Source organism: Latilactobacillus fragifolii (assembly GCF_905332535.1).
In the GTDB taxonomy this organism is placed as follows: Bacteria; Bacillota; Bacilli; order Lactobacillales; family Lactobacillaceae; genus Latilactobacillus; species Latilactobacillus fragifolii.
This window is the reverse complement of sequence record NZ_CAJOCF010000001.1, coordinates 33,440-49,992: the sequence shown is the minus strand read 5'-3', so window position 1 is coordinate 49,992 and position 16,553 is coordinate 33,440. Positions and strand designations below refer to the sequence as shown.

15 protein-coding genes are annotated in these 16,553 nt (G+C 43.4%); 7 read left to right on the top strand and 8 right to left on the bottom strand.

The features are described 5' to 3' along the window. The first annotated feature begins 24 nt into the window (after window positions 1-24). Window positions 25-714, top strand: a complete 690-nt coding sequence (locus J7Q78_RS00200) for a DNA alkylation repair protein (protein ID WP_208422711.1) — start codon at window positions 25-27, stop codon at window positions 712-714. A gap of 314 nt (window positions 715-1,028) precedes the next feature. Here the strand turns inward: J7Q78_RS00200 and J7Q78_RS00195 are convergent, their stop codons facing one another. Next, the gene (locus tag J7Q78_RS00195; protein WP_208422712.1) at window positions 1,029-1,541 is read right to left on the bottom strand and encodes a YbhB/YbcL family Raf kinase inhibitor-like protein; all 513 of its coding nucleotides are present in this window, start codon (window positions 1,539-1,541) and stop codon (window positions 1,029-1,031) included. A gap of 272 nt (window positions 1,542-1,813) precedes the next feature. On the opposite strand from J7Q78_RS00195, the gene recQ reads away from it, so the two are divergent. Continuing rightward, window positions 1,814-3,562, top strand: a complete 1,749-nt coding sequence (gene recQ, locus J7Q78_RS00190; protein ID WP_208422741.1) for a DNA helicase RecQ — start codon at window positions 1,814-1,816, stop codon at window positions 3,560-3,562. 89 nt (window positions 3,563-3,651) lie between these two features. Here the strand turns inward: recQ and J7Q78_RS00185 are convergent, their stop codons facing one another. From J7Q78_RS00185 to J7Q78_RS00175, 3 genes are all read right to left on the bottom strand, one after another. Then, window positions 3,652-3,855: a hypothetical protein gene (locus tag J7Q78_RS00185; protein ID WP_004270112.1), complete on the bottom strand. Its 204-nt coding sequence runs from the start codon at window positions 3,853-3,855 to the stop codon at window positions 3,652-3,654. 142 nt (window positions 3,856-3,997) lie between these two features. Next, window positions 3,998-4,657, bottom strand: coding sequence for an ABC transporter ATP-binding protein (locus J7Q78_RS00180; protein ID WP_208422713.1), 660 nt, complete (start codon window positions 4,655-4,657; stop codon window positions 3,998-4,000). 16 nt (window positions 4,658-4,673) lie between these two features. Further along, a complete protein-coding gene (locus J7Q78_RS00175) occupies window positions 4,674-6,161 on the bottom strand; it encodes an ABC transporter permease (RefSeq protein WP_208422714.1) in 1,488 nt (495 codons plus the stop codon). Between the two features lie 182 nt (window positions 6,162-6,343). Here J7Q78_RS00175 and J7Q78_RS00170 point away from each other — a divergent pair, with 182 nt between their 5' ends. Genes J7Q78_RS00170 through J7Q78_RS00150 form a run of 5 tightly spaced genes read left to right on the top strand, consistent with a single transcriptional unit; the run spans window position 6,344 to window position 11,971 of the window. After that, entirely contained in the window at window positions 6,344-7,948 is a 1,605-nt protein-coding gene (locus J7Q78_RS00170; RefSeq protein WP_208422742.1) for a MucBP domain-containing protein, read from the top strand. 15 nt (window positions 7,949-7,963) lie between these two features. Continuing rightward, window positions 7,964-8,758, top strand: coding sequence for a DUF4430 domain-containing protein (locus J7Q78_RS00165; RefSeq protein WP_208422715.1), 795 nt, complete (start codon window positions 7,964-7,966; stop codon window positions 8,756-8,758). After that, on the top strand, window positions 8,707-9,639 hold the full coding sequence (locus tag J7Q78_RS00160; RefSeq protein WP_154242866.1) for an energy-coupling factor transporter transmembrane component T: 933 nt from the start codon (window positions 8,707-8,709) through the stop codon (window positions 9,637-9,639). Before J7Q78_RS00165 ends, J7Q78_RS00160 begins: the two co-directional genes overlap by 52 nt. Beyond that, entirely contained in the window at window positions 9,618-11,264 is a 1,647-nt protein-coding gene (locus J7Q78_RS00155; protein WP_208422716.1) for an ABC transporter ATP-binding protein, read from the top strand. Before J7Q78_RS00160 ends, J7Q78_RS00155 begins: the two co-directional genes overlap by 22 nt. After that, window positions 11,261-11,971, top strand: coding sequence for an ECF transporter S component (locus J7Q78_RS00150; protein WP_208422717.1), 711 nt, complete (start codon window positions 11,261-11,263; stop codon window positions 11,969-11,971). Before J7Q78_RS00155 ends, J7Q78_RS00150 begins: the two co-directional genes overlap by 4 nt. Before the next feature lie 338 nt (window positions 11,972-12,309). On the opposite strand, the gene J7Q78_RS00145 is transcribed toward J7Q78_RS00150, so the two are convergent. From J7Q78_RS00145 to J7Q78_RS00130, 4 genes are all read right to left on the bottom strand, one after another. Next, window positions 12,310-13,293 (bottom strand): alcohol dehydrogenase catalytic domain-containing protein, encoded by a 984-nt coding sequence (locus tag J7Q78_RS00145; RefSeq protein ID WP_208422718.1) that lies wholly within the window; start codon window positions 13,291-13,293, stop codon window positions 12,310-12,312. 103 nt (window positions 13,294-13,396) lie between these two features. Continuing rightward, complete coding sequence (locus tag J7Q78_RS00140; protein WP_208422719.1) at window positions 13,397-14,170, bottom strand: DUF975 family protein; 774 nt, start codon at window positions 14,168-14,170, stop codon at window positions 13,397-13,399. 167 nt (window positions 14,171-14,337) lie between these two features. Then, window positions 14,338-15,279, bottom strand: coding sequence for an NADP-dependent oxidoreductase (locus J7Q78_RS00135; protein ID WP_208422743.1), 942 nt, complete (start codon window positions 15,277-15,279; stop codon window positions 14,338-14,340). A gap of 158 nt (window positions 15,280-15,437) precedes the next feature. Beyond that, window positions 15,438-16,394 carry a Dyp-type peroxidase gene (locus J7Q78_RS00130; RefSeq protein WP_208422720.1) on the bottom strand — a complete coding sequence of 319 codons (957 nt, stop codon included), beginning with the start codon at window positions 16,392-16,394 and terminating at the stop codon, window positions 15,438-15,440. Window positions 16,395-16,553: the final 159 nt, after the last annotated feature.

Below are 16,553 nucleotides of genomic sequence, written 5' to 3'. Positions count from 1 at the left end.
AAGCGATATAGTGGAGGGAGAACCATGGATTTTGAATTACCGATATATCCAGAAAATCAGGCGGCAATGAAGAAATATATGCAAAGTCAATTTGAATTTAACGGTGTTAAAGCACCAGAGCGGCATTTAATTGAACGCCAATTGTGGCAGTCTGTGAAACAATTGCCACCAGCGGAAATAATGCAATTCATTGAGGTATTATATGCTCGACCGACGCGTGAGTATCAATACGTTGCTATCGAGATGGCACGGCGTTCAGTCCGTTGGTGGCAACCAGCTGATATGGAACAGCTATTAACTTTGGTGTTGGAAAAAGTTTGGTGGGACAGCATTGATGCTTGGCGAAAAGTATTTGGCGAGTACATCAGGTGGCATCCGGAACAATTTGATTGGGTTGCGCAGCATTTTAAAGGTGCTGACAGTTTCTGGCTACGCCGGCTCGCGATTACGTTACAACTAAGTTTTTACGAAAAAACGAATGTGGCGTTTTTGGAAGAAGTCATTCTTGCAGATATTGACACAGACGAATTCTTTATCCAAAAAGCGATTGGTTGGGCTTTGCGTAACTATAGTAAGAAAAACCCTGAGTGGGTTATGACGTTTGTTGAAGAGCATGACTTAACAATCTTTGCCCAACGTGAAGCCCTAAAGAAAATTAAACAAAACAAAATGTTTCACAGGAAACATCCAAAAAGCAGTCCCCGTGATAACTAATCAAGGGGACTGCTTTTTAAAAATGTAACGCATAGCAAACAATCAATGAATGGTACTAGGAATGACTTAATTTAAAGCTGTCTGCTTAATCCTCAGCCATAATATGTTTTGAATTACATGCAACTGCAACGTAGCCGTTTTGATAGGGGGCTTATAATCACAATCGTCAGCAAAATTGATAATGAGGAGGGCGATTACGGCAACCAGGCTAATTATTTTTCATGGAATGTGTATTTTATACTGCGTTATTAAAGTTATCATACGATGTTAAGATAAACCGACAAAAGTATTAGTTGGGTAAAAATCACGGTCATCTAATGTTTAAATTGCCGGTATTGTGCTTCTAAAATAGCACGCTCTAGGATGTGACCACGCATTGCCGTTGTCAGTTGGTTTAGGTAAAAGCCAGCTTGTAAATCTAGCATGGTATCGAGGGCGAACACTTTAAGGGTATAGGTGTGATCGCGATTAGGGGGCATCATCCCGCCGTAACACGCTGTTGCTTCAACAGATAAATTGGCCGTCATTGGGCTATGCCAAGTGTTGACACCTTGAATAAAATCAGGGGCTTTTTGACTAGCGTTAGCGGCGACATTTGGGTTCGTGAGATTGGCTAACGTCCAGTGAATCCAGGGGAATCCCTGTGAGACTTCATAAGCATCTAGGTCGTATAAAACGGCGGCGTAACTGACGGTCTTGTCTGGTGCGGCTTGAATTTCAAAGGGAACCGAGTAAGTTGGAACGCCTTCCGCGTTAAATTGAGTGCCATGACCACCGTAGATGTCGTCGAAGTAGCCATGATGAATGCCAGAACTGATAATTTGCATAGTGTTTCTCTTTTCTATTTTATATTTTAGGCTAGTTGTCAATTGAGCAATCGATAATTGCTTATCTTGCCGTCAATGACAAATTAATGGGGCAAGGTCATAAGCAACCGCCTAACAGTCTTTGATGCCTTTAATTAAACACTAAATTTGGTGGTTTGTCAGTTGGTAAGAATCGATTGAAGGTGTTTTTGGAATCGAGATTCAATTAACCGAAACTAACCAATCTTTGTTATGATAGAAGGTAGAAATTTTTGACAGGTAGGAGAAATGGCATGCAAGCACAGGCGGTACTAAAAGAAAAATTTGGCTATGATCATTTTAGAGAAGGTCAAGTCGATGTGATTGAATCTTTGTTGGCAGGTACCAACGTTTTAGCCATTATGCCAACTGGTGGCGGAAAATCTTTGTGTTATCAAATACCAGCATTGATGTTGCCTGGCTTAACGTTAGTGGTTTCGCCATTGATTTCTTTGATGAAGGATCAAGTCGATGCGCTTAATGAAAATGGGATCCCAGCCACATTTATCAATAGTACGTTAACGCAAGGTGAAGTCCAAGAGCGCTTCAACCAAGCTGCGCGTGGTGCGGTGAAATTACTTTATGTTTCGCCAGAACGTTTAGATTCGGATTACTTTTTAGCTGATTTAGCAGAATTAAAGATTGATTTGATTGCTGTCGATGAAGCACATTGTATTTCGCAATGGGGCCACGATTTTCGGCCGAGTTATCTACGCCTGACGGACACGATTCAGAGTATGCGTCAACGGCCAACAATTGTCGCTTTAACAGCGACGGCGACCGCACAAGTTGCGCATGATATTATGCAACGATTAAATATTCAGCACGAAGTTAAGACGGGGTTTTCACGGCAAAACCTTGCTTTTCAAGTCGTTAAAAATCAAAATAGTGATCGTTATCTCCTTGATTATTTGAAGGTTAATCAACAAAAATCCGGCATCATCTATGCTAGTACACGAAAAGAAGTTGAACGCCTTACGAAGCTGATTGAAAAGGCTAAGTTGGATGTGACGATGTATCATGGTGGCTTAAACGAGTTGGTTCGGCGCCGGAATCAAGAAGATTTCCTCTATGATCGCAAACCGATAATGGTTGCGACTAATGCGTTTGGCATGGGCATTGATAAAAGTAACGTACGTTTTGTGGTCCACGCTCAGATTCCTGGGAGTTTGGAGGCTTACTATCAAGAAGCTGGCCGGGCTGGTCGCGATGGTTTGCCAAGTGAAGCGCTACTATTATTTAAAGTGAATGATGTGCAGATCCAACACTTCTTTATCGATCAGTCCGAAATGGACGAAGCCCATAAACAACAAGAATATGCCAAGTTACAAGAAATGACGCAGTACGCCAATACACAACAATGTTTGCAACAGTACATTGTCAATTATTTTGATGATGATTGTGAAGCGTGTGGCCGTTGTAGTAACTGTCTGGATACACGGGAAGAACAAGACATCACCATTGACGTGCAAAAGGTATTGTCGTGCGTTAAGCGAATGGATGAACGATTCGGCAAGGTACTGGTGGCCCAAGTGTTGACGGGCTCCAAAAATCAAAAAATCAGGCAATTCCGCTTTGATGAGCTACCGACATACGGCTTAATGCGCGGTGATTCGCAAAAAGAAGTCAGTGGGTTGATTGATTATTTAGTCGCCTCTGGTTATTTACAGGCTTCAGGGGGCCAATACCCAGTGTTGCAAATTACGGCGGCGGGAGTGGCAGTCTTAAAAGGCCAAGCCAAAGTGACGCGTAAGATGGCCGCTAAGGTGCAAAAGACCTTACCTGAAGATAATGAATTATTTGAACAATTACGGGAGTTACGCCGCGATTTGGCTGAAGAACAGGGCGTGCCACCGTTTGTGATTTTCTCAGACAAGACTTTGTATTCAATGTGTGAAATCATGCCAACGTCACTGACTGAAATGTTAGATGTCAAAGGGGTCGGCGAAAGTAAACTTGAAAAATACGGTGAACAATTCCTAGACGTATTGACGGCCGAGTAACGGGCGTCACAATCAGGGGCGATGTTTTGGGCATGCATCCAAAAAGGTGCCAACGGAAGTTAATATCCGTTGGCACCTTTTTTCAGTATCTAGTATGGTGCATCTGCTGGGTTACCGTATTCAAAGTGTTGGTTTGACTTTGGATTTGGCTTTGCATCAGGTAACAAGCACGTATAACGTGTTCCATCTGGACCTTCAGCTAAGAAGATGCGGGTAAAATCATTTTCAGTTTCAATCAGCTTGCAGTTTTCGTGGGTTAACCCATAAACATCAGTTACTTGCGTAATAATCATCTCTTTTTCTTAATTTGAAAGGAGTAGAGTAACCTTGTATTCTACCACCGACTTAATATTAAGTATAGCCTTTTATCAGCAAAATTTCAAATTAATCCCCTTATTTGGTTTGAGTTTCAAGCTGATCGTGAACCAGACGGCGTTAAGCAACTGGTTGGAAGGTTTTATTTTGAAGATGATACTGAACATCACAACTGGCTGCTACTTCTTTTTCATGGGTGACAAGAATGACACATTTTTGTTGTTGATGCGCGAGTTCTTGGAACAAGCGGATGATTTCTTGGGTATTGACCTCATCGAGGTTACCTGTCGGTTCGTCAGCAACAACGATGGGGGCTGAACAACACATGGCACGGACGATGGCAACGCGTTGTTGTTGGCCACCAGATAGTTTTTGCACATTCTTATGCGCCAGTTCGGGGTTGATGCCAACTTGACTGAGTATTGTGAGTGCAAAATCGGCGGCATTTTCATGTGTTGAATGCGTAATAGCCATTGCGGTCAAAACATTGTCGAGTGCTGACATGTAAGGGAGTAAGTTGTAGGCTTGGAATACGATTGACACATAGCGATTTCGGTATTGTGTTAAGCCGATTTTTTGGATATCGGTATCATCGTATAAAATACTCCCGCGGCGTGGCTTATCTAATCCGGAAAGCAGGGTGAGTAAGGTGGTTTTGCCAGCACCACTACTGCCAATAATGCCGTAAAGTTTACCGGCTTCAAAGTCGAGATTGACATCTTTGTAGAGCGAATTTTCTTCTGTATCGTACCAGTAACTAACGTTTTTAGCTGTTAACATAGTGGACCTCCTTTAATTATCCAATGAGAATTTTGCGTGGTTCAAGGCGTAAAATATTGAGTGATGCAAGTAAGACGGCAAATGCAATGATGGTGAAGCCGAATGCGCCTAGTTGCATTAAGGTGACGGCACTGATCTTCAGATTAAGGTCGCTTGTTTTGACGGCTTGACCAGGTTGTTGCATTTGACCACTTGGCCGATTGCCGCCAGGTTGACCGCTAGGCGCTTGATTGCCACTAGGGCCGCCATTACCATCAGGCCGCATATGACTTGTTTGTGAGTTGGTTGTGGTTTCAGTTGTGACGGAGGACATCACTTGTTTGCTGAGTGCTTGGCCAGCGAAGCGCCCACCGATTCCGGCTAAGGCCAAACTGACAATGAGAAGCATTAACATTTCAACTAACAATTGGCCCACGATTTTAGCCCGGTGTTCGCCTAATGAAAGTAAAACACCCATTTCATAACGGCGTTCGCGAACCATTAAGATGATAATTAACGCGAGAATGACGGTCCCAGCAATCGCAACTAGCCAAACAATCTTATTGGCAAAGTTGGTCATTTTTTGCATGGACTGTTTAAGTGATTGATAAGTACTATCATCGGCGGTGACTGTGAATTGCTTTGGATTGATTATTTTCTTCGCGGCTTTCACAAAGCTGTTTTTTTGTGTTGGATCACTAAGGGTGAAGGTGGCACTATCGACTTTGCCGGTTTGCCCCTTAATCTGATTTGCTAATGTATATGAAGTATAGATGACATTTGCGGGATCTGTTTGTTGAGGGCCCAGGCCAACGCTACTTTGACTGGTTTTATAGATGCCGACTACTTTTAGGGTGTCGCTTGCTTTGCTAGTCGTAGTGGCTTTGATTTTAATGGTGTCGCCGACTTTCAGGTTGTTTTCTTTAGCCAATTCAGATTCGATAATGGCGTTGTTCGTTGTCTTGTCGCTACTATTTAAAGCGCGCCCCTTTGTGATTTGACTGGTGCGATCTTTAAACGCATTAAGGGTGGCAGTATTGAGGACTCCCGTGATTTGTAAGTCCCCCGTTGAAGTTATTGATTCAGCATTGCCGCTAGGACCACCGCCCATCATGCCCCCTGTTTTGTTAGAATTGCTGGATGTGGTGATGGTCTTAATCGATGAGGCGTTAGCGGAAGTGGTGACGCTGACGTTATAGTTTGCTAATCCAGCTAATTTTGAAATTGCTGTTACGTCTTTTAATTTGACGGATGGCATGGTTAATTTAGGCCGTGTCTTGGTGGCGCTTGGGCCATCGTTGCTAGTTGAGGTACGCATTTTCTTAAACGCCTGTTCCCGATTCGCGGAGAGGGTGACACTAGCGCCTACCTGTTGTTTGGTGGTATTGACGGTGGTCATGGCTGCATTTCTAATCAATAGACCAGCCATGATGAAAATCATAATAACGGTCATTACAATTATTAATAAGAAGCTACGGCCTTTTTTAAAGATAACGTTTTGCCAAGCACGCTTGATAAAATTCATAAGTATTGCCTCCTTAAAACTGAATAAATATTAGTTTAGGTGGGAAATATGAATAAATTATGGTGAAAATAAAGTATTTTTTGGGGTAAATTTGTGAAAATTATCCTTATGGCATCAACTTTCTGGTACTCAAATATGGTAAATTATAAAGTATCAAAGTTAATGGGAGTGGGGAGAATTAAATGAAAAATAGACAACGCTTTTATACCTTATTATGGACAGGGTTGATGTTAATCACACCCGTCGTCTCGGTCCTTGGTAGTGCACAAGACGTAGCGGCAAGTGATGCCAATGTTGCTCAAATAGCGCCACGTACTGCAGCTGATACAGATTATCAAAAAGCGATGGTAGCAGGGGTGCAACAATTGCTCAATAACGACCAACCGGATGCATGGTCAGCTTTAGCAGCTGTTCAATCAGGTGTGCCATTGAGTGCAGCCCAACGATTGCGCTATCATAACGCCTTGGTTGCCGATGCCCAATCAATGCTCGCAGATCAACATTTTTCGGCAACCGATTTAGAAAAGCTAGCAATTGGGGTGGTAGCGCTTGGCGAAGATGCCACCAACTTCGCTGGTTTAAATGTGGTTGATAAGATTATTGAAAAAGCACCGACGAGTGGGATTAATGGGCAAGTTTACGGAATCATCGCCCTTAGCATGCGTGATTATGGTGCTAAAGCGCAACAAGCGATTGATAGCTTAATTCCAGTTGTTTTAAAGGCGCAGAATGCTGAAAATGGTTGGGCCCTCTTTGGGAGCAAAAGCGATTTAGATATGACCGGGATGACGATGACAGCGTTGGGGATGCATCGTGACTTTCCTGGTGTTCAAGCTGCGCTAGACAAAGCAGTGACGATGCTGAAAGCAAAAGCATTCGTGGCACAAACGGGTGGTTTTTTAATTCCGAGTGTTTATATGACAGAAGAAAATTCCAATAGTACGGCCATGGTTATTATGGGCTTAATTGCAGCTGGGGTGGATCCAATGACGGCGTTTGTTGGCGATCAAGGCGCTAATCCGATTTCACGGTTGGTCGCTTATCAAAGAGCAGATGGACAGTTCCGTTGGAAGATTGACAATGATATGGGGTCGCTAGCAATGTCAACCGAGCAAGCTGTCTATACGTTAGCCCAATACCGGTTATTTCAAGCTGGAAAAGGCTCAATTTATGATTTTAAAACCCCAATCATTGAAAAGGCACCGGTGACAGTGCAAGCAGTCGATGAAAATGGCCAAGTTTTAAAACGTGTTCAATTGGCTGACCAAACCGTTGGTCAAACTATTACGGTGAATGCTAATCAAGTCGCCGTTGATGGGTATCAATTGTTAGGTGACGCACAACAAACTGTTCAGGTTGCTAAAGCGGGAACAACAGTCACGTTCCAGTATCGAAAGCAAACGGTTGTGCAGTTTGCCGATGTTCAGGTGCAAGCTGTTGATGAAAATGGCCAAGTCCTGAAAGTGGTTTACTTGAAGCACCAAAGAGTCGGCCTTTCCCTAGTGGTTAACGCAACTGAAGTGGCAGTTGACGGCTATCAATTAAAGGATACACCGACTAAAGTTCTTTTGATTAATGAAGCCAATAACACGGTAAGTTTCAAGTTTGCACAACCCGTGGTGACGACCAATAATGAAAATCAGCAGCAACTAAACCGTAAGAACAAGACGCAAAAAACAGCAAAACAATTGCCTCAAACGGGGGTAATGTCAACGGGCACACCGATGGTAGGTGGGCTACTTTTAATTGGTGCTGGCGGAATTTGGTTCAAACGGCGAATGGCATAACACTAGGAGGGCCTAATGTCTAAAAAGAGAATTATTGCGATCATTAGTAGTTTGATTATTTTGAGCGGTATCGGTTATGGGACATATCAAACGGTTGCCCAAGATAATGTGGCCACCAGTAGTCAACCTGCGAAAAAAGCCCACCAATCTAAGCGCATTAACAAATCAGTAACGGTTGGTTTAGACGGTAAAGCGAAGTCAAAGGTTACTGAGTCCCATCGGCAGACGGTATCTGAAAGTCAGAAAATAGCTGAAATACGCAAAGCTAGTCATCAGTCGGAACAACCGAGTGAATCACAAACCGAAGCGACCAGCAAACAATCAGTAGCACAACAACAAGCTGCAGCGCAAGAATCGTCAGCACCAGCACCAGTGCCACAAGCAGCCGCTAACCAGTCGTCACAAGCGGCTCAAAATAAAGCAACCACCCCGTCAACCCCCGCCCCCCAGCCGGTAATTAAAACGGTGAGTGTCAATGTCTATGGACCCATTAGTGAAGGCAATCCCAAATGGTTGAATGCTGATCAAGTTGAAATCAAAGATGGTGATATGGTAATTGATGTCCTCAAACGCGATCTACAAAGTAGGGGGATGGCGTTATCCTACCGCGGGACTGGTGGTGGGGTTTATGTCAAAGGAATTAATGGGTTATTCGAATTTGATAAAGGACCGTTAAGTGGTTGGCTGTACCGAGTGAATGGGGTTTTTCCCAATTATTCTTGCGGTAGTTATCCTGTTAAGAGTGGAGATGTTATCGATTGGCTGTATACGGAAGATCTCGGTCACGATCGCGACGCACCTCAGGGCTAAAATCGCAGCTGGTTTTTGATCAATTAAATCCAATCGTCATCTTTGCGTATTATGTGATTACAATTGCGTTTTCGATGACTTTTATTCATCCAATTTATTTAGTAAGTGAATTATTAATAATGATTGCGGTGAATTTACTTGCCAAGAACCAGCAGAAAACATTGAGCGCATTACAAGGTGCGTTGTTTATGATGCTTTTTATTGTCGTGATGAATCCCATCATGAATAATCATGGCGCGCACGTCATTGCGACATTTGGTGGGACGGTGATCACCGCGGAAGCCGTGACGTATGGTTTCTTAATGGCACTTTCATTAGCCATTTTGATGTTGATTTTCGTTTCTTATAATCAGAGTATGACAAATCATAAGTTCTTATATTTATTTAACCGTCTTTCGCCACAACTGACGCTATTGACGATGATTACAATGCGCTTTGTGCCCTTGTTTATTCGGCGATTTACTAATATTAAGCACGTCCAAAAAACGCGTGGTGTACAGATGGAAACTGGGAGTGTGCGTGCTCGTTCCCATGCCGGAATGCGTTTGATGGAAGTATTATTGATAAATTCGTTGGTCGATGCACTGCAAACGGCTGATTCAATGACGGCCCGCGGGTATGGCGCGCAAAAGCGAACGAGTTACCAGCGTTATCGTTTGACCCAACGGGATGGGTGGTTATTGACCGGCTTAATAGTCAGCAGTGGCCTGTGTTTTTATCTTGCCAAACAGGGGGTTGGGCGGTTAGCTGTCTATCCAGTGTTGGGCTCCGCTCATTTAGATCAGACTGGTTGGCTATGCTTAGTGTTAGTCTTATTAATTGATAGTTTGCCGTTATTACTAGAAGGATGGGAGTATTTATGGTGGACATTGCGCAAATAAAACAGTTTAATTTTCAATACGCATTAGCAACCCAACAAAATCTGAAAGACATTAATCTAACCGTTCAGACCGGTGATTTCATTACGTTAGCCGGCAACTCAGGCAGCGGGAAGACGACCTTGTTGCGGCAGTTAAAAAGAGAACTTTGGTCAGTTGGCAAACGGTCAGGTGAGATTATGTTTGCGGGGCAACCATTAGAGACGTTACCACAAGCCTTAAGTGCCCAAAAGATTGGGATGGTGTTTCAAAATCCTGATAATCAGTTAGTTATGGATACGGTTATCCAAGAACTCGCTTTTTCACTTGAGAACATCGGTGAAACGAGTGCCAATATTCAAAAACGGATTGCTGAATTAGTCAGTTTTTTAGGGTTCCAAGATTTACTGTACGCTTCTGTTCACGACTTATCAGGTGGTCAAAAACAGATCGTCAACCTAGCGGCGGTTTTGATTTTACAGCCAACGCTTCTATTGCTGGATGAACCAACGGCGCAACTTGATCCAATTGCGACCAAAGAATTTATTAGTCTCTTACAGCGGGTACACGATGAACTGGGGATGACAGTGATTATCAGTGAGCACCAATTGGATGATATCTTACCGCTTTCGAATCAACTCTGGTTAATGGATGATGGTGAGATAACGTATCAAGGACCAGTTGCTGACGGCTTAGCAGCGATTTGGGCGCAACCGGCATTGCGTGAATTCGTACCAGATGTTCCGCGCGTTTTTTTACAAAATGGCTTGATGGCCCCGACTGATATCGCGGCATTGCCGTTAACCGTGGTCAGTGGGCAACAACGTATCGACCAGCAAAAATGGCAGTTGACGCATCACAAACGGGAGTTAGCGATAAACGATCGCCCAACAATTTTAAAGGCGCAACAGGTGAGCTTTCAATATGAAAAAAATGACCCCTATGTTTTAGAACAGCTCGATCTAGCAGTGCGCACCGGCGATTGGTTAGCGATTGTCGGTAAGAATGGGACCGGTAAATCGACGTTGTTGCAACTTTTGATTGGTTTATTACAGCCGCGCCATGGCGAAATCAAGTTACAAGGCAAAAAAATCAGTAAGTGGGCCCCAGCTGACCTTTTTAAAACCGTGGGCTATCTTTCACAAACCCCGACGGATCATTTCAGTTATGATAGTGTCCGCCAAGAATTTGTAGAACGGGCGCGGCAGCTAAAACGGGTAACGCCCGAACAGGTAGCGGACGAAATGTTGACTAAATTAGGCTTACAAATGTTAGCCGAGCGTAATCCACAGGATGCCAGCGGTGGGGAACAGCAACTGATTGCACTCGGGATTGTCTTGTTAGCGCAGCCGCAGCTCCTCTTATTAGATGAACCAACAAAGGGACTTGATCCGATTCGCAAACGCGCATTGGGCGAATTGTTAACGCGGCTACAAGCTGAAGGATTAACGTTGATTATGGCGAGCCACGATATGGCCTTTAGTGCCCGGTTTGCTAGCCGTTGTGCCTTATTATTTGATGGGACGATTGTAGCAGCGGATGAGCCGTATGCCTTTTTCGCCCATAACTTTTTCTACACAACAACAATCAACCGAATGTTACGTAAGCAATTGCCTGAAGCCTTGAATTGGGAAGAGGTGCAGGTATGAAGGCTTTCAAGCGTAGTTGGATGATATTTGGCGTAGCTTTTTTAATGATGGCGATTTTCATGTTGTTAATCGTTGCTTTAAAAGGGCAACACTTTCTGATTTTCAGTTTTAGCTGTCTGGTTGTAAGTATGTTGCCATTTTATTGGCGATTTGAAACCCGTGATATTCGAGCCCGCGAAATTATTTTTATCGCGGTCTTAGCAGCGATTGCGGCAGTCACGCGGGTGCCGTTTGCACCGCTTCCCAGTGTGCAACCGACCAGTTTTGTGATTATTGTTTCAGCGTTAGTCCTTGGTCCAGAATCCGGCTTTATTGTAGGATCGACTGCGGCCATTGTTTCTAATATGTTTTTAGGTCAAGGACCATGGACCCCATGGCAAATGTTTTGCTGGGGCATGATGGGGGTCACGGCGGGCTTAATTGGTCGTTATCAGTGGGCCCAGAATAAATACTTACTCTGCATTTTTGGGTTTGTCTGGGGTTTTATATTTGGATGGACGATGAATTTGTGGTATTTTGTGGCGTATGTCAATCCACTGACGATTAAGACCTTCATTGCAGCCTATCTCGCGAGTTTTTATTTTGATCTGGCGCACGCGTTATCAAATGTCTTCTTTATTTTCTTCTTCTACCAATCGTGGTATCGGATTATCAGCCGGTTTAAAGTGAAATACGGTTTGTTGGTGACAGAAGATGCGCACTTATAAAATAAAAAGTCCCCACCAAAGTGGTGGTGGCTTTTTTAATAGACATCATTTCATACTTGAAAGTTCATAATTTATTCACACCTACTTGGTATTCTATCAATATCAGATAGACAGGGTCTCAGCCCGCCCAATGAATGATAGTTCAATGGTAGAACCAATCATCAATATTGAAATTCCTCCCAAGAAAATCAATGTGTTTCGCTTTCAAAAGTGAATTACCAAATGGATGATTGATGTGTGGGATCAATCCCCACTAACACGATGACCGTTGGGTTTAAAAAGGACCAACGCCCTAAATCAAAAAGCCGCAACCAATTTTGGTTGCGGCTTTTTGATAGTTAGTAGACCAATACCTGTTTACCAGTCGTATGGCCAGCTAATAGCTTATCAGTAATCGTTTGGAGATTAGCGACCGTTAAGCCGTTGTAGTGGGCGGTTGTGATGGGATGCAGAAGTTGTGCATCGATTAGTTGTGCGATTTGCTGCAAAATGGCACCTTGGCTGGCAGTCTGGTATTGAAAGTCAGTCTTGGTGAACATGTACTCGAATGAAAACGACGCTGATTTGGGTTTGAGCGGTGCAAGATCAAGTGGATGGGCATTGCCGACAATCGTGCCGACCTGTCCAAATGGTTTAATCAAGCGTGCAACCTCAGGGAGATAGCTTTCAATATCATAAAGGACGGCGATGGCATCAAATGCATTGTCGAAAAGCCCAGCTAAGTTAGCTAGCGCACTTGGCGAATGATAATCCAACGGTTGATCAACACCGTTTGCTTTAAGCCAAGCGAAATGCGTGGGGCTACTTGTAGCAGTAACGGTTAACCCAGCCCACTTAGCAAGTTGGCTTAAGAGCGAACCAACTCCGCCAGCGCCATTAATGATTAACAAGGATTGACCATAATTGGCATTTTGTTTAGCGGTAAAACCGAGTTTTTCGAAAAGTAATTCATAGGCAGTTAGCGAAACAAGTGGTAAGCCGGCAATCTCTGCGGCACTAATCGAAGTGGGGGCGAGCGCACAAATTGCTTCTGGGACACATTGATAGTGTTGCAAGCTGCCATCAATCTGAGTACTACCAGCATAGAAAACGATATCTCCAGGGTGGAAATGAGTGACGGCGGTGCCGACTGTTTGAACAGTACCGTAGCCGTCATAACCGAGAATCGTTGTCGTGACGGCGCGTCTTTTAAGATCGACGGGGTTGAGGCTGCTTGCCATGACTTTGATGAGTAACTCTTTAGGTTGCGGCGTAGGGATTTCACCGGTCACTGCGTGCCAATTGTGTTCGGAATTCAGTTGAATTTGGTGATTACTAGTCATGATAGATGGGATCCTTTCTGAATAAAAATGATTAAGCTAAGCTTACCGCTAAGCACCTTATAATACAAAAAAAGACGCCTGATTGATGGCGTCTTTGATGCGTTTAAATTGTTTCGGCAGGAACTGCGTCAGTTGCTGCTTTTGCAGCAGGCGTTTGTAAAAATTGATCGCCAGCTAAGTCTTTATAAAAAGCCATATAAGTGGCATTTTTATAAGGATTTAACCAGAAAAAGCCAATACCAAGTGAGAGGATAGCTAAAATATCCCAACCTAAGAAACTTAGTTGTAAGACGAAAAAGCGGAACTTATGACCGTTCATTAATGCCCGACTCTTGGTTAAGCAGTCTAAAAAGCTAACGTCAGCTTGTGGATTACTATCCGTTAAATCTTTAAAGATATAGAGGGCTTGTGAATAGGCATAACGCTTGATGATCCCTGGAATAATAAATAATAACGTCCAAAGAAATATGAATATGCCAGCTAAAATACGAATTAGAAAAGCCCCCAAGAAATAGCGTTTTGAGAAAACACTGAAGGCACCTTTGAGCGAACTAAAATCAGCATCTTTAGAACGAAGCCAATCTAAGAAAGTAAAATTGATACCAAGTGTGATGAGCCCCAAAATGAAACTTGGAACTTGGCCGGCAAAACTATTACCGGACGAATGACCTGAAAAAGGTTCATTGCTAACCATCGAAGGGGCGGTGGTTGCGAAGATGGCCAACATAGCCATCAAGAATACGCCGATAATGATCACCCCAATAATTGACAACAGAGTGGGGATAGCGTTCAATGTAACGGCCTTCCCCCAATGACCAGTAAATAGTGACTTAACTTCTTTTTTTAATGCCGCGCGTGATTGATACGTTCTTTCCATGATAATGCCTCCCTTACTTCGTAGATAGATTATACTATTAATTAATACCTGAAATCAATTTATTTTTAAAAATCTCCGAAATAAGATGGTTGACGGCCATCACGGTTATTTTTGCCTAAATAATTAAAAAAACACCGCTAATTTGATTAACGGTGTTGGGAGCTTATCTAGAATTTAATGACGACTTTCCCAGTCGAGTGGTTTGTGGCACTTAGCTGATGAGCTTTTATTAAGCCTTCAGCGGAAAATGGGAAGACGGTATCGATAATTGATTTGACCTTACCATCTGCCATTAATGCGGCGATTTTTTTCAGTTCGGCACCATCTGGATTTAGCCAAATCGCTTCGAAAGTCATATTGGTATCTTTAATGCTGGCTGCTGTTTCAGGGGCTTGACCGACAATTGAAATTTGGCGACCCGTTTCGGGATTGAGAACAGCCCATGCATCAACTTGCCCTTGCCCTCCAATCGTGTCGATAACGAGATCGACATTGTGAGCTTTATCGGCAACTTTTTCAGTTCGGTAATCAATGATTTCATCAGCGCCAAGTTCACGAACAAGATCAAAGTGTTTAGCACTCGTTGTCGTGATAACATGGGCGCCAATTGCTTTTGCAAATTGAATGGCGTATGAACCCACCCCACCTGAACCAGCTTGTACAAGGACCGTTTCTCCTGGTTGTAGGTGGCCGTGGTCAAAGAGTGCTTGCCAAGCGGTTTCACCAGCTAATGGGACGGCAGCTGCTTCTTCAAAAGTGACGTTAGCTGGTTTGGGGGCGATTAAGTTGTCGTCAACAGCAACGTATTCGGCATACGTACCACGATTGGAAGTTGCAGGTCGTGCGAAAACTTCATCGCCAACGTGCCATTCTGTTACGGCTGAACCAACGGCAACAACAACACCCGAAAGATCCCAGCCAAGGACGATTGGGAATTCCCATTGGAACATACTTGCGAGATGGCCCTCACGTAATTTCCAGTCGATAGGGTTGATGGCTGTGGCCTTAGATTGGATAAGGACTTGGTGCTCGCCAATTGTCGGGATTGGTAAAGTAATCATTTCAAGTTGATTTTCGTCGCCATATTGTTGGATAGCAACGGCGTGCATTGTTTCTGACATATGAATAGCCTCTTTTTCTTATTATTAGTAAGTGTAGTGTACCAATTAGATGGCCGTTAAGTCAATTAACTGGCTTAAAAAGTAAAAGAAAAACACGCAATCCGATTGATTGCGTGCATGAAAAAGCTAATGTTCAGCGCTAAAGCTTATAGTTCGCCGTCTGCTATTTTTGCTAGGGTGGTTTTGGATGGGATGAAGAATAAAGCCCCAGTTGTTGGTTCACTAAAGTCTAGTAGATGATCATAATTGCCGGCAGGTTTACCGACGAACATATTGGTTAACATGCGTTTTGTCACTGACCATGTACGAGAATAGCCAATAAAATAAGTGCCGGTTATTTTCTCACCTGGATTGGCATATGGGACGTTCATACGAACAATCTTATGTTCCACACCGCCTTCGTTATCTTGTGAGACGACGTTGTGCGCGTTGGTGGGTTTTTCGTCGTCAGGCAGTTCTAAATCGGAAAACTTCTTCCGGCCAATTGTTTTTTCTTGTTCTTCCGTTGAAGTATGGTTCCAGCTGTCCATGGCATGAATATATTTCTGTGCAAAAGCGTATGAACCGTTGATGAATTCTGGATCTTCATCACCAACTAATGCGTATTCAGCGGTTTCATCAATCGCTGGATTTTCAGTACCATCAATGAAGCCGATAATCGCGCGCCCTTCGAAGTAACGGAATCCGTGTGTTTCATCAATCGTTGTGGCATTATCGGCAATGAATTGCATCATTTGATCCAGTACTTCATAACAAACCGCCATTTCTTTGGCCCGAATATGAAAGAAAAGATCACCGCCGGTCGCGACAGCATCATGTTTAGGACTCGGGATTGCTTTAAAAGGTTCCAATTCCTTTGGTTTTGGTGCATTCGGGAATAAGTAATCCCAAGCATCGGAGCCAATGCCGAATGCCACGCGTAAATGGGCATCTGGATAACGGATATTCATACTATTAATGATGGCGGGAATTCGCGCTGCTAATTCAGTAACGGCAGCTTTGTCAGCTTCGACAGCTTGCCGCTTTAATTTCTGGGTGACGAAAATGATGTTCTCGCCAGCATCTTTAAAAACATCTTGGGCATCTATAGGTGTAATTGCCATGTTCAGAACCTCCAAATAAAAATTTAAAGTTAGTTATTTATAATCATTATTATCTAGCTCAGTGCAAGCATACCAAAAAATGGTTTTTTTTACCAGCCTTCAAAATTAAAAAAAGACATATCATTTGTACCGCTTTCATTTTAAGCGGTATACTTAAGT

Excerpts from the sequence above, each read along its gene's own strand:
- J7Q78_RS00195 (WP_208422712.1), bottom strand. The coding sequence starts at position 1,541 with ATGCAAATTATCAGTTCTGGCATTCATCATGGCTACTTCGACGACATC.
- J7Q78_RS00165 (WP_208422715.1), top strand. The coding sequence starts at position 7,964 with ATGTCTAAAAAGAGAATTATTGCGATCATTAGTAGTTTGATTATTTTG.
- J7Q78_RS00185 (WP_004270112.1), bottom strand. The coding sequence starts at position 3,855 with ATGATTATTACGCAAGTAACTGATGTTTATGGGTTAACCCACGAAAAC.
- J7Q78_RS00150 (WP_208422717.1), top strand. The coding sequence starts at position 11,261 with ATGAAGGCTTTCAAGCGTAGTTGGATGATATTTGGCGTAGCTTTTTTA.
- J7Q78_RS00175 (WP_208422714.1), bottom strand. The coding sequence starts at position 6,161 with ATGAATTTTATCAAGCGTGCTTGGCAAAACGTTATCTTTAAAAAAGGC.
- J7Q78_RS00180 (WP_208422713.1), bottom strand. The coding sequence starts at position 4,657 with ATGTTAACAGCTAAAAACGTTAGTTACTGGTACGATACAGAAGAAAAT.
- J7Q78_RS00155 (WP_208422716.1), top strand. The coding sequence starts at position 9,618 with ATGGTGGACATTGCGCAAATAAAACAGTTTAATTTTCAATACGCATTA.
- J7Q78_RS00130 (WP_208422720.1), bottom strand. The coding sequence starts at position 16,394 with ATGGCAATTACACCTATAGATGCCCAAGATGTTTTTAAAGATGCTGGC.
- J7Q78_RS00145 (WP_208422718.1), bottom strand. The coding sequence starts at position 13,293 with ATGACTAGTAATCACCAAATTCAACTGAATTCCGAACACAATTGGCAC.
- recQ (WP_208422741.1), top strand. The coding sequence starts at position 1,814 with ATGCAAGCACAGGCGGTACTAAAAGAAAAATTTGGCTATGATCATTTT.
- J7Q78_RS00135 (WP_208422743.1), bottom strand. The coding sequence starts at position 15,279 with ATGCACGCCGTTGCTATCCAACAATATGGCGACGAAAATCAACTTGAA.
- J7Q78_RS00140 (WP_208422719.1), bottom strand. The coding sequence starts at position 14,170 with ATGGAAAGAACGTATCAATCACGCGCGGCATTAAAAAAAGAAGTTAAG.
- J7Q78_RS00170 (WP_208422742.1), top strand. The coding sequence starts at position 6,344 with ATGAAAAATAGACAACGCTTTTATACCTTATTATGGACAGGGTTGATG.
- J7Q78_RS00200 (WP_208422711.1), top strand. The coding sequence starts at position 25 with ATGGATTTTGAATTACCGATATATCCAGAAAATCAGGCGGCAATGAAG.